Genomic DNA, 12,817 nt, shown 5'->3' on the forward strand with positions numbered 1-12,817 from the left:
TAGGTCCGTGTGCGGCCCCGTTGGGGACGATCATGAAGGCAATCACGTACAGCGCATACGGAACTTCCGGGAACCTCACGCTCGTTGACTTACCGCAGCCCAAGGTGGGCCCCGGCGAGGTACTGGTCAGGGTCAGGGCCGCCGGCGTCAACCCGGTGGACTGGAAGCTCGCCGCCGGATACCTCGACCCCACCCTCGAAGTCCGCTACCCGGTCATACCCGGCTGGGACGTCGCCGGAGTCGTCGAGGCCGTCGGCCCCGACACCTTCGACTACGCCGTCGGCGACGAGGTCTACGGATACGTCCGCAAAGACTGGGTCGAGCTCGGCACTTACGCCGAACTGGTCGCCGCCCCCGTCCGGACCCTGGCCCGCAAGCCGCACGAGCTGACCTTCGAGCAGGCCGCGGGCATCCCGCTGTCCGGCCTCACCGCGTACCAGTCCCTCACCCGCGCGGGCCTCAAGGCGGGCGAGACCGTCGTCATCCACTCCGCGGCCGGCGGCACCGGCTCCTTCGGCGTGCAGATCGCCGTCGCCCTCGGCCTGCGCGTCATCGGCACGGCCGGCGCGCACAACCACGACTACCTGCGCGCGCTCGGCGCCGAGCCCGTCCTGTACGGGGAGGGCCTGGCGGACCGGATCCGCGCACTCGCCCCCGAAGGCATCGACGCGGGGCTGGACTTCTTCGGGGACGGCGCCGTCGAGATCCTCCAGTCGCTCGTCAAGGAGCGCAGCCGGGTGGTGTCCATCGCCGACTACGAGGCCGCCGCCAAGGGCGCGCACCAGCTGTGGGTGCGCCCGGACACCGCGGACCTGACGTTCCTGGCCGAACTGGCGGACGCGGGGAAGCTCACGGTCAACGTGGAGCACGCACTGCCGCTCGCCGAGGCGGCGAAGGCCTGGGACCTCAGCGCAGCGGGCCGCACCCGCGGCAAGATCGTCCTGACGGTCTGACGGCACGCCGGGCCGCCGCCGCGCGGGCGCCGCCGGAGCAGCGTGCTCCGGCGGCGCGGCCGGCCCCGGCGGCGGGCAGCGGCCGAGGGCGGCTCAGGCGGCGGCCCCGGCATGGCGGTTGGCCGGGCGCGGGAGACCGTAGTTCTCGCGCAGGGTCGTCCCGGTGTACTCCGTACGGAACAGGCCGCGCTCCTGGAGGATCGGCACGACGTGGTCGACGAAGGCGGTGAGCCCGGTCGGCAGGACGGGCGCCATGATGTTGAAGCCGTCGGCGGCTCCGTGCGTGAACCACTCCTCCAGCTGGTCCGCGATCTGCTCCGGCGTGCCGGCGAAGACGCGGTGCCCGCGGCCGGCGCCGAGGCGGGCGATCAGCTCGCGCAGGGTGAGGCCGTCGCGGCGGGCCAGTTCGGCCACGAGGGTGAAGCGGCTCTTGTTGCCGTTGATGTCCCGCTCCTCGGGGAGCTCGGGCAGCGGGCCGTCGAGGGGGTGGCCGGTGAGGTCGGTGCCGAGCATGCCGGAGAGCTGGGCGAGCCCGTACTCCGGCACCTGGAGGTCGGTGAGCTCCTGCTCCAGGGCCTTCGCCTCGGCCTCGGTGGAGCCGATGACGGGCGCGATGCCGGGGAGGACGAGCAGGTCGGACCCGGCCCGGCCGTACTTGGCGAGGCGCGACTTGAGGTCCTTGTAGAAGGTCTGCCCGTCGGCGAGGGTCTGCTGGGCGGTGAAGACGGCCTCGGCGTACTGGGCGGCGAACTCCTTGCCGTCCTCGGAGGATCCGGCCTGCACGAGGAGCGGGTGGCCCTGCGGGGAGCGGGGCACGTTGAGCGGGCCGGCGACGCCGAAGTACGCGCCGCGGTGGGCGGCGGGGTGGAGCTTGTCGGTGTCGGCATAGATGCCGCGTTCCTTGTCGAGGACGATCGCGTCGTCCTCCCAGCTGTCCCAGAGCTTGGTGGCGACGTCGAGGAACTCGCGGGCGCGGTCGTAGCGGAGGCTGTGCTCGAGGTGCTCGTCCTGGCCGAAGTTGCGGGCCTCGTCGACGGTGCCTGAGGTGACGATGTTCCAGCCGGCGCGGCCGTTGCTGATGTGGTCGAGGGAGGCGAACTTGCGGGCGAGGTGGAACGGCTCGTTGAAGGTGGTGGAGACGGTGGCGATGAGCCCGATGTGGTCGGTGACTGCGGCGATGGCGGCGAGCAGGGTGAGCGGCTCGAACCCGCCGAGGGCGTTGTGGCGGGCCTTGCCCCAGAGGGCGAGCCCGTCGGCGAAGAAGATCGAGTCGAGCCGCCCACGCTCGGCGGTCCGGGCCAGCTCCTGGAAGTACCGCAGATCGGTGACCCGCTCGGGGCTGCTGTCGGGGTGCCGCCAGGCGGCGTCGTGGTGGCCGGCGTTCATGAGGAAGGCGTTGAGGTGGAGGGTCCGGGGTGCGGTCATGGCTGATGTTCCTCGGGTCGTGGAGACGGATGCGGTGCGGGGCGGGGCCGGGGTCCTCCGGCCGGTCGGGCCGGTCAGGCCGGTCAGGCCGGTCAGGCCGTCGTACGGGCCACGCCGTCAGCCGGAGGGCGGTGCTGCGGCACAAGGGCCCGGTTGCCCGGGGCGGGCTGGTCGTACGGGCTGCGTCGCGGCCTCCGGAAGGCCAGGCGCTACGGGCGCAGGGCCGGTCGGGCGGAGGCCGCTGTAGCGACGCCCGCCGCAGGGACGGGTGCGGGACAACGGGCCGGGTGATCCGGGACGGACGGCTTCGTCGGGGCGCGGGCCGGTCGGCCGGCACGGGCGGAGGCCGTCGTACGGGCTGTACGGCGGCCGCCCGGAGGGGCCGGCCGGACCGTCGGGCCGACGGCCGGCCGGCCCGGCCCCGGGGCCGAAAGGCCCGGGCGGCCTCCGGGGCCGGGCGGCGAGCCCGTAGGGCGTCAGGCTGCGGGGACGCGCCAGACGCTGAGGCGGCGTTCGATCGTGACCAGGAGCTGGTTGAAGGCCACGCCGACGGCGGAGATGGTGACGATGCCCGCGTACATCTGCGGGATCGCGAAGTTGAACTGCGAGGCGTTGATCAGATAGCCGAGGCCCGCCTTGGCCCCGATCATCTCGGCGGCCACGAGGACCAGGATCGAGACGGCCCCGGCCAGCCGGATACCGGTGAAGATGGCCGGTACGGAGGCCGGCAGGATCACCTTCTGGAAGAGCTTCGGCGTGGACAGGTCCATGGACCGGGCGAGTTTGACCAGGGTCGGATCGGCGTTGCCGACGGCGCTGATGGTGTTCAGCAGGATCGGCCAGACGCAGGCGTAGACGACGATCGAGACCTTCGAGGTCTCGCCGATGCCGAGCAGCAGCACGAACACCGGCAGCAGCGCGAGGGCCGCCGTGTTGCGGAACACCTCCAGCAGCGGACCGAGCAGCGCCGCGACGGGGCGGTACCAGCCGATGAGCAGGCCGAGTGGGACGGCGACGACGACGGCGATGCCGAAGCCGCCGAAGGAACGGACGAGGCTGGCCCGGGCGTGCTCGCCGAGCTGGCCGTCGACCAGCAGCCCCCACCAGGCCTCGGCGACCTCGCTGACCGGCGGGAGGAACGTGGCGTCGACGAGGCCGAGCCGGGGCGCGGCCTCCCAGAGGGCGAACAGGGCGACGAGCGCGGCGGACCGAAGCCCGAGGGCCCTCACCCAGCGCCCCATCGCCCTGGCCCGGCGTCGTACGGGAGATACCGGGCCCGTGCCCGGGGCCTCGGGCGGCGCCGCCCGGTCGGCCTTCCTGGAGGCCACCCCCGAGACCGGCTCGGGGGCGCTCGCCGCGGGCTCCGCACGACCGGTGGCATCCGTTGCGTGTTCCACCGCGCGCCCGGAGACACGCACCGGCTCCGCCACGGCCGAGGCCGCCGGCCGGGCAGGCTCCAGGGCGGGCTCCGCGAGGCGGGCGTCGCCCGGTGTGGGTTGCGCCGGGGGGACGGAGGTGTGCACCGGCTCCGGGGCGGACGCGTCGGGCGGGGGCGTTGCCGGGCCCGGTAGGGCGGTGGCGGTGGTGTCGGTGGTCATGCCGTTGCCTCCTCCTTCTCCAGCTGCCGGGCACGCGCCACCTCGTCGTGGAGCAGGGTCCAGATCTCGTGGCGGTAGCGGGCGAACTCCGGGCTGGAGCGCAGGTCCTCGCCCTCGATCCCGGACCCCCGGGCGCCCAGGGAGACCGGGACGACCTCCTTGACCCTGCCCGGACGGGAGGTGATGACGGCCACGCGCTGCCCGAGGTACACGGCCTCCTCGATGCCGTGCGTGATGAAGACGACCGTCTTGCCGGTGCGCTGCCAGATCCGGCGCAGCTCGTCCTGGAGCGACTCCCGGGTCTGCGCGTCGAGCGCCGCGAACGGCTCGTCCATCAGCAGCACGTCCGGGTCGTACGCGAGCGAGCGGGCGATCGCGACCCGCTGGCGCATCCCGCCGGACAGTTCGTGCGGGTGCCGGTCCTCGAAGCCGGTGAGGCCGACGAGGTCCAGGAACTCCCTCGCCCGGTCCGCTCGTTCACGCCGTGGGGCGCCCGTCGCCTCCAGGCCGAACTCGACGTTGCCCAGCGCGGTCCGCCACGGCAGCAGCGCGTACTGCTGGAAGACGATGCCCCGGTCCAGGCCGGGCCCGGTGACCGGCTTGCCGTCGAGCAGGATCCGGCCCGACGTGGGCCGGGTCAGACCGCCGAGGAGGTCCAGGAGCGTGGATTTGCCGCAGCCGCTGGGGCCGACGACGACCACGAACTCCCCCGTCTCGATCCGCAGGTCGATGCCGTCCAGGGCGGTGAACTCACCTCCCCCCTTCTTCGCGGGAAAGGCCTTGGTCACGGACTGGAATTCGATGGTGGCCATGGCCGGTCAGCCCTTCCCGTAGCCGTTGAACTCGTTGGTGTAGAGGTCGGCCGCCTTCAGCTGCCCCGCCTTGATCTCGCCGCGCCCGGCGAGCCAGTCGATCCAGAGCTGGAACTCCTTGTCGGAGATCCGGCCGCCCGTCTCGGCGACCCCGTACGAACGCCAGTACTGGAGGGTGGCCGTGTCCTCGTTGCGCCCGCGCTTCTTGATGATGTCCGTCATCCGGGCGATGACCTCCTCGCGCGGGGTGGTGCGGGACCACTCGATGGCCTTGGCCACGCCGGTGGTGAAGGTCCGTACGGTGTCCGGGTTCTCCTCGATGAAGCGCCGGGTCATGACGTACGTGCCGGCGCTGAACGCGCCCAGCAGGTCGAAGTCGCTGAACAGCGGGCGGATCCCGCCGGCGGCCAGGGCCTTGTCGCGCAGGACACCGGTCAGCACGCCCACCTCGATCTGCTTCTGGCGCAGCACCTGCTCGGTGTTCACGGGCGGGACGACGAGCGGCTCGACCTTGCCGGCGTCGGTCTTGGAGAGGCCGCCCCGGCTGAGGTAGATGTCGAGCAGGGCCTGGTAGTGGGCGCCCAGGGTGTTCATGCCGACCTTCCTGCCGATCAGATCGCGGGCGGACCGGATCGGGCTGTCCTCCAGGACGTAGTAACCGCCGTACGCGTACTGGTCGACGCCGTAGGAGGAGATGACGGCCTCGATCGGGGCCTTGCCGGCGGCGAGTTTGATGACCGCCCCGTTGAAGGCACTGCCGAAGTGGGTCTGCCCGGTGGCGGCGGACTGGATGTCCTGCGGGCCGCTGATGGTGTTGCCGACCCACTCGAGGGTGAGGTCGCCGAGGTGGCCGAGGTCTGCGGCCAGCTCGGGCAGCGTGACCGTGCCGACCGCGCCCTGGTACTTGAGGGTGGTGACCTGGTGGCCCGTACGGCCGGAGCCGCCGGTGGCGGTGGCCGTGCCGCAGCTCACCGCGGCCGCCGAGATGCCGAGCAGGGTGAGGAACCCGCGTCGGGAGGTGAAGGTGGGGGTGGAGCCGAGGGCTGCGGGCATGGCGTTCCTTGTCCGGGGCGCGGGATGGCGTACGGGGTGGGCGGCGTCGTTACGGAGCGGTCGTCACGAAGGCGGCAGAGGCCTGGCTGTTCACCGCTTCGGCGAACTCGTCGACGGCCTGGAGGAGGTCCAGCTCCGCCTCGGGCCGCAGCCGGTCGGGGCCGGACCCGCGCTCGACGGAGGAGTCCAGGACGAAGCGGCCGGCGGTGACGTGCCGGGCGCCGAGGGCGGCGAGTACCGGGCGCAGGGCGTAGTCGAGGGTCAGGACATGGGCGAGGCTGCCGCCGGTGGCGATCGGCAGAACCGTTTTGCCGGCCAGCCCGTCCTGCGGGAGCAGATCGAGGAAGGCCTTGAGCAGGCCGGTGTACGAGGCCTTGTAGACCGGGGTCGCGACGATGATCCCGTCGGCCTCCGCGACGGCTTCGAGGGCCCGGCGGATCTCCGGCTCGCCGCGGCGGGCGGAGAGGAGGTCGGCGGCGGGGAGCTCCCGTACGGCGAGGTGGGCGGTGTCGTACCCGGCGTGGGCGAGGCGGTGCAGTACGTGGTCGGCGACGACGGCGGTACGGGAGTGCGGGGAGGGGCTGCCGGAGAGGGCGAGCAGAGTGGGCACGGGGCCTCCTTCTGGGCGTCTACGAGTGGGGCGGGCGGGGGCGGGTCAGGCGCCGGCGGACGCGCCGGAGGGGATGCCGAAGGACGGGTCGGGCACGGTCTCGGGGCTGATCAGGCGGGACGGGACCCCGTTCGGGCCGACCGGGACGTCTCCGTCCACCGTCACGCGGCGCAGGGTGCGCTCGTGGTCGTCGGAGTCGTCGACGCCGTAGTGCTGGGTGGCCCGGTTGTCCCAGATCGCGACGTCGCCGGCCCGCCATTGCCAGCGGACGGTGTTCTCGGGGCTCTCGATGTGCGCCTGGAAGAGGTCGAGGAGGGCGCGGGAGTCACGGCCGGTGAGACCGGCGATGCGCTGGACGAAGTTGCCGAGGAGCAGGGTGCGTTCGCCGGTCTCGGGGTGGACGCGGACGACGGGGTGCTCGGTGAGGAACGCGGTGGAGGTGAACACCTCGCGGTACTGGGCCAGCGCCTCGGGGAGGGCGCCGGGCTTGAGGGCGGCGTAGTCGTACTCGTTGGAGTGCAGGGCGCGCAGGCTGTCGGCGAGGGTGCGCAGCGGCTCCGGGAGGCCGGCGTAGGCGGCGGCGGTGTTGGCCCAGAGGGTGTTGCCTCCGTACGGGGGGATCGTGACGGCGCGGAGGATGGAGAAGGCGGGGTAGGCGGGGACGAAGGTGACGTCGGTGTGCCACTGGTTGGCGCGGGCGCCGTGGTGGGAGTCGATGCCGAGGGCGTAACGGCCGTCGGCGGAGGGCACGGTGGGGTGCGCGACGGGCGTGCCGAGGAGTTGGGCGAAGGCTTCGTGGCCGGCCTCGTCGAGGTGGTCCTGGTCGCGGAGGAAGACGACCTTGTGGGCGAGGAGGGCGGCCCGGATCTCGGCGACGGCATCGGCGTCGAGCTCGCCGCCGAGCCGCACACCACCGATCTCGGCGCCGATCCGGCCGCCGATCCGGGTGACGGCGGGCTGGGTGCGGGTGGGCTGGGTGCGGGTTGCGGTGGTCATGGGAACTCCCAGGGGTCTGGTTCTGCGGCGGAGGGATCGGGGCACGCATACGGCCCCGTCGGCCGGACCGGCCGGGGCCCGGTTCGGCCGTCCGGCCGGGCCCGGTAGGCCGGAGGCCGGACTGGCCGAAGGCCGGAGCTGGACGGGCCGGAGCTGGACGGGCCGGAGGCCGGACGGGCCGGAGGCTGGACGGGCCGGAGGCGGGGTCGGTCGGGGCGGACTGGCCGAAGGAGATCGGCTTGAGGGCGTGGACGGGGTCGGTCGGGGGCGCCGGATCGGCTGTCGGGTGAGGGACAGGGGGTGGTCCAAGACCGGTGGGCCGGAGGGCTGGAGGGCCGGGACCGGATCGGCCTTGGAGCGGGTCGACCGGAGGCCGGGGAACGGCGGCGGCCACGGGCTGGTTGAGTCCAGAGCCGGCCGGCCAGCCGGCCGCAGGAAGGATCGACCAGGACCGTTGGCCTGAGGTCAGGTGTGCCGGAGGCTGTTGGCCTGGGTCGGCTTCGGGCCGGGTGGCCCGGAAGCCGGACGACCGCGACCGGACCGTGGGGCAGGGCCGGCTGGAAGCCGGGTCACCCTGGGCCCGATGAGCCGAAGGCGGTCCGCAGGAGTCCTGCGGTCTTCGGTCGGGGCCGGGACGGCCGAAGGCCGAGCGTCCGTGGCCGGGGGCCGGGTTGGCCGGGGGCCGGGTTGGCCGGGGGCCGGGTTGGCCGGGGGCCGGGTTGGCCGGGGGCGCGCTCAGGCGCGGCGCGGGGCCGGACAGCGGCCCGGACACGAACCCGGCGCGGTACAGGAGCCGGGGGTGTGGAGCCGCGGGGCGGGAAGCTCGAACGCGGTCATGGCCCGGAGCCTGTCAGCGGCTCCGGCAGGGGTCAAGCCCCGCCCGGCATGCCGGAAAGAGTCCCACCCGGAGCTCCCACCCATCGAGGGGCACCAGCTCTGAACTGGCCTTATACCTGCCGGGAACGCTCCGTTCCACACTCCCGGACGGCCGAAAACCGTGGCTGGATTTCACACCCCTGCAACGCCGCCGCCACGCGCTCGCCGATACCGCCGGCCGTTGCCGCCGGACCGAACGTCCTCGGGGCCCCGGATCGGGCCGAAGGGACCGCACGAGCCCGCCTCCCGAGTGATCGGCCCCGCGGCGGAACCCGAACCGTGCTCCCCGCGCCGGCGCTTCGGTCCTGCTCGGGGCGCTCTTTCGTGCTCCCTCCCGTCTCACATGAGAGGGCGAGATCACACCTGGTGGTTATAGTCGTTCACAAGGTGACCCCCCTAGCATTCGAGCCATGACGGTCCTGCCTGACGACGGGCTCTCCTTGGCCGCCGAGTTCCCTGACGCGACGCATGAGCAGTGGCAGCGCCTGGTAGAGGGCGTTCTACGCAAGTCCGGCAAGGACGTATCCGGCGAGGCCGCAGAAGACGCATTGTCCACGAAGCTCGAGGACGGGCTCACCACCCGCCCGCTGTACACCGCGCCCGAAACGGCCGGCGAAACCGGCTTTCCCGGGTTCGCGCCGTTCGTCCGGGGCGGCAGCCCCGCCGGCGGTGCCGCCGCCGGCTGGGACGTGCGTCAGCGGCACCTCGGCCACGACCCCGTACGGGTGAACGAGGCCGTACTCACCGATCTCGAGAACGGGGTCACCTCCCTCTGGCTGTCCCTGGGCGGACCCGGCGGACTCCCGGTCGACGCGCTCCCGCGCGCCCTCGACGGGGTCTACCTCGACCTGGCGCCCGTCTCCCTGGACGCCGGGGCCGCATACGCCGACGCCGCCCGCGCCTTGCTGCGCCTGTACGCCGAGCGCGGGGTGGCCCCCGGGGCCGCCCGCGCGAGCCTCGGCGCCGACCCGCTGGGCCACGAGGCCCGTACGGGTGAAGCCCTGGGCCTGGCCGACGCCGTCGCCCTCGCCCGGGAGGCGGCCGCCCACTGGCCCGGCGTCCGCGCCCTCTGCGTCGACGCGCTGCCGTACCACGAGGCCGGCGGCTCGGCCGCCGAGGAGCTCGGCCTGTCGCTCGCGACCGGTGTCGCGTACCTGCGCGCCCTCACCGACGCCGGCACCGACGGCGGCCTCGGCATCGAAGCCGCCCTCGGCCAGCTGGAGTTCCGCTACGCCGCGACCGCCGACCAGTTCCTGACCATCGCGAAGTTCCGCGCCGCGCGCCGCCTGTGGGCCCGGATCGCCGAGGCCTGCGGGGCCCCCGGGGCGGGCGCCCAGCGCCAGCACGCCGTCACCTCGCCGGTGATGATGACCCGTCGCGACCCCTGGGTGAACATGCTGCGCACCACCATCGCCTCCATGGCGGCGGGCGTGGGCGGGGCGGACTCGGTCACCGTGCTCCCCTTCGACCACGAGCTGGGCCTGCCGGACGCGTTCGCGCGCCGTATCGCCCGCAACACCTCCACCATCCTGCTGGAGGAGTCGCACCTGGCCCGCGTCATCGACCCGGCCGGCGGCTCGTACTACGTCGAGCAGCTCACCGACGAACTCGCGCACGCCGCGTGGGAGTTCTTCCAGACCGTGGAGAAGGCCGGCGGCCTGGCCGCCGCCCTGCGCTCCGGGCTGGTCGCCGACCGGCTCGCCGCGACCTGGGCCGAGCGCTCCAAGAAGCTCGCCAAGCGCCGTGAACCCATCACGGGAGTCAGCGAGTTCCCGCTGCTCTCGGAGAAGCCCCTCGACCGCGAGCCCGCCCCGGCGGGTCCCACCGGCGGGCTGCCCCGCGTACGGCGCGACGAGGCGTACGAGGCGCTGCGCGCCCGCAGCGACGCGCATCTGGCCGCGACCGGCGCCCGGCCGAGGATCTTCCTCGCCGCGCTGGGCCCGGCGGCGGCGCACACCGCGCGCGCCACCTTCGCCGCGAACCTGTTCCAGGCGGGCGGTGTCGAGGCGGTGCACGACCCGGTGTCGGTGGACGCGGCGACGGCCGCCGAGGCCTACGCCGCGAGCGGCGCGGACGGCATGGCCGTGCTGTGCTCCAGCGACGCGCTGTACGAGGAGCAGGCCGGGGCGGTGGCCGAGGCGCTGCGCGCGGCCGGTGCGACGACCGTGTTCCTCGCGGGCAAGCCCGGCACGTCGGCCGGCTCCGTGGACGAATACGTCTTCGCCGGCTGCGATGCGGTCGCCGTGCTGTCCTCCGTACTCGACCGGATGGGAGTGTCCTCGTGAGCGGCACCGCAATCCCCGATTTCTCCGCCCTCGCGCTGGGCGGCGGCGCCGCCGCGGCCGGGTCCGAGGGCCAGTGGCGTGCGGCGGTGAAGGAGTCCACCGGGACCGCCGCGGGCGACCTGCTGTGGGAGACCCCCGAGGGCATCGGCGTGAAGCCGCTGTACACGGGGCGGGACCTGGAGGGCCTGGACTTCCTCCGGACCTACCCGGGCGTGGCCCCGTACCTGCGCGGCCCGTACCCGACCATGTACGTCAACCAGCCCTGGACGATCCGCCAGTACGCGGGCTTCTCCACGGCCGAGGAGTCGAACGCCTTCTACCGGCGCAACCTGGCGGCCGGCCAGAAGGGCCTGTCGATCGCCTTCGACCTGCCCACGCACCGCGGCTACGACAGCGACCACCCGCGCGTCACGGGCGATGTCGGCATGGCGGGCGTGGCGATCGACTCGATCTACGACATGCGGCAGCTCTTCGACGGCATCCCGCTGGACAAGATGACGGTGTCGATGACGATGAACGGCGCGGTGCTGCCGGTCCTCGCGCTGTACATCGTGGCGGCGGAGGAGCAGGGCGTCTCCCCCGAGAAGCTCGCCGGGACCATCCAGAACGACATCCTCAAAGAGTTCATGGTCCGCAACACCTACATCTATCCGCCCAAGCCCTCGATGCGGATCATCTCCGACATCTTCTCGTTCACGTCGCAGAAGATGCCGCGGTACAACTCCATCTCGATCTCCGGGTACCACATCCAGGAGGCCGGGGCCACGGCCGATCTGGAGCTCGCGTACACCCTCGCGGACGGCGTGGAGTACCTGCGCGCCGGGCAGGCCGTCGGGCTGGACGTGGACGCCTTCGCGCCGCGGCTGTCGTTCTTCTGGGCGATCGGCATGAACTTCTTCATGGAGGTCGCGAAGCTGCGCGCCGCCCGGCTGCTGTGGGCGCGGCTCGTCAAGCAGTTCGACCCGCAGAACGCCAAGTCGCTGTCGCTGCGGACCCATTCGCAGACCTCCGGCTGGTCGCTGACCGCGCAGGACGTCTTCAACAACGTGACGCGTACGTGCATCGAGGCCATGGCGGCGACCCAGGGGCACACCCAGTCGCTGCACACCAACGCACTCGACGAGGCGCTCGCGCTGCCGACGGACTTCTCGGCGCGCATCGCCCGCAACACCCAGCTGCTGCTCCAGCAGGAGTCGGGTACCTGCCGGTCGATCGACCCGTGGGGCGGCAGCGCGTACGTCGAGAAGCTGACGTACGACCTGGCGCGCCGGGCCTGGCAGCACATCCAGGAGGTCGAGGCGGCCGGCGGCATGGCGCAGGCCATCGACGCGGGCATCCCGAAGCTGCGCGTGGAGGAGGCCGCGGCCCGTACGCAGGCGCGGATCGACTCGGGGCGCCAGCCGGTGATCGGCGTGAACAAGTACCGGGTGGCGAACGACGAGCAGATCGACGTGCTCAAGGTCGACAACTCCTCGGTGCGCACGCAGCAGATCGAGAAGCTGCGGCGGCTGCGCGAGGAGCGCGACGAGGCGGTCACGCAGGACGCGCTGCGCGCGCTGACGAACGCGGCGGAGCGCGGCGCGGGCCGGGGCCTGGAGGGCAACCTCCTCGCCCTGGCGGTGGACGCGGCGCGGGCCAAGGCGACCGTGGGTGAGATCTCGGACGCACTGGAGAAGGTGTACGGCCGGCACGCGAGCCAGATCCGTACGATCTCGGGTGTGTACCGCACCGAAGCAGGCGAGTCCCCGAACGTGGAGCGCACCCGTGCGCTGGTCGACCGGTTCGAGGAGGCGGAGGGCCGCCGTCCGCGCGTCCTGGTCGCCAAGATGGGCCAGGACGGCCACGACCGCGGCCAGAAGGTCATCGCGACCGCCTTCGCCGACCTGGGCTTCGACGTGGACGTCGGCCCGCTGTTCCAGACCCCGGCGGAGGTGGCCCGCCAGGCCGTCGAGGCGGACGTCCACGTGGTGGGCGTGTCGTCGCTGGCGGCCGGTCACCTGACCCTCGTACCGGCGCTGCGCGAGCAGTTGGCGGAGGAGGGGCGCGAGGACATCATGATCGTGGTGGGCGGGGTGATCCCGCCGGCCGATGTGCCGACGCTGCTGGAGATGGGTGCCGCGGCGGTGTTCCCGCCCGGCACGGTGATCCCGGACGCGGCCCATGACCTGGTGACGCGGCTGGCCGCGGATCTGGGCCACGAGCTGTAGGC

9 protein-coding genes are annotated in these 12,817 nt (G+C 73.1%); 3 read left to right on the forward strand and 6 right to left on the reverse strand.

What is annotated here, in order from left to right; translation table 11 throughout:
- The first annotated feature begins 32 nt into the window (after positions 1 to 32).
- Complete coding sequence (locus tag AB0I68_RS13980; RefSeq protein ID WP_363177495.1) at positions 33 to 953, forward strand: NADP-dependent oxidoreductase; 921 nt, start codon at positions 33 to 35, stop codon at positions 951 to 953.
- Positions 954 to 1,046: 93 nt separating this feature from the next.
- Here AB0I68_RS13980 and AB0I68_RS13985 read toward each other — a convergent pair whose 3' ends face one another.
- The 6 genes from AB0I68_RS13985 to AB0I68_RS14010 all read right to left on the reverse strand — a co-directional run bounded on the left by AB0I68_RS13985 (position 1,047) and on the right by AB0I68_RS14010 (position 7,447).
- A complete protein-coding gene (locus AB0I68_RS13985) occupies positions 1,047 to 2,378 on the reverse strand; it encodes an LLM class flavin-dependent oxidoreductase (RefSeq protein WP_363177496.1) in 1,332 nt (443 codons plus the stop codon).
- A gap of 476 nt (positions 2,379 to 2,854) precedes the next feature.
- Complete coding sequence (locus tag AB0I68_RS13990) at positions 2,855 to 3,976, reverse strand: ABC transporter permease subunit (RefSeq protein ID WP_363177497.1); 1,122 nt, start codon at positions 3,974 to 3,976, stop codon at positions 2,855 to 2,857.
- Positions 3,973 to 4,788 carry an ABC transporter ATP-binding protein gene (locus AB0I68_RS13995; protein ID WP_363177498.1) on the reverse strand — a complete coding sequence of 272 codons (816 nt, stop codon included), beginning with the start codon at positions 4,786 to 4,788 and terminating at the stop codon, positions 3,973 to 3,975. The genes AB0I68_RS13990 and AB0I68_RS13995 overlap by 4 nt, the downstream gene beginning before the upstream one ends.
- Before the next feature lie 6 nt (positions 4,789 to 4,794).
- Positions 4,795 to 5,841, reverse strand: a complete 1,047-nt coding sequence (locus AB0I68_RS14000; protein ID WP_363177499.1) for an ABC transporter substrate-binding protein — start codon at positions 5,839 to 5,841, stop codon at positions 4,795 to 4,797.
- A 49-nt stretch (positions 5,842 to 5,890) separates the two neighbouring features.
- The gene (gene ssuE / locus AB0I68_RS14005) at positions 5,891 to 6,451 is read right to left on the reverse strand and encodes an NADPH-dependent FMN reductase (RefSeq protein WP_363177500.1); all 561 of its coding nucleotides are present in this window, start codon (positions 6,449 to 6,451) and stop codon (positions 5,891 to 5,893) included.
- A gap of 45 nt (positions 6,452 to 6,496) precedes the next feature.
- Positions 6,497 to 7,447, reverse strand: coding sequence for a TauD/TfdA family dioxygenase (locus tag AB0I68_RS14010; protein WP_363177501.1), 951 nt, complete (start codon positions 7,445 to 7,447; stop codon positions 6,497 to 6,499).
- Between the two features lie 1,286 nt (positions 7,448 to 8,733).
- On the opposite strand from AB0I68_RS14010, the gene AB0I68_RS14015 reads away from it, so the two are divergent.
- Positions 8,734 to 10,608, forward strand: a complete 1,875-nt coding sequence (locus tag AB0I68_RS14015; RefSeq protein WP_363177502.1) for a methylmalonyl-CoA mutase family protein — start codon at positions 8,734 to 8,736, stop codon at positions 10,606 to 10,608.
- The gene (gene scpA / locus AB0I68_RS14020; protein ID WP_363177503.1) at positions 10,605 to 12,815 is read left to right on the forward strand and encodes a methylmalonyl-CoA mutase; all 2,211 of its coding nucleotides are present in this window, start codon (positions 10,605 to 10,607) and stop codon (positions 12,813 to 12,815) included. The genes AB0I68_RS14015 and scpA overlap by 4 nt, the downstream gene beginning before the upstream one ends.
- Positions 12,816 to 12,817: the final 2 nt, after the last annotated feature.

This window comes from Streptomyces sp. NPDC050448 (assembly GCF_040655295.1).
GTDB lineage: Bacteria > Actinomycetota > Actinomycetes > Streptomycetales > Streptomycetaceae > Streptomyces.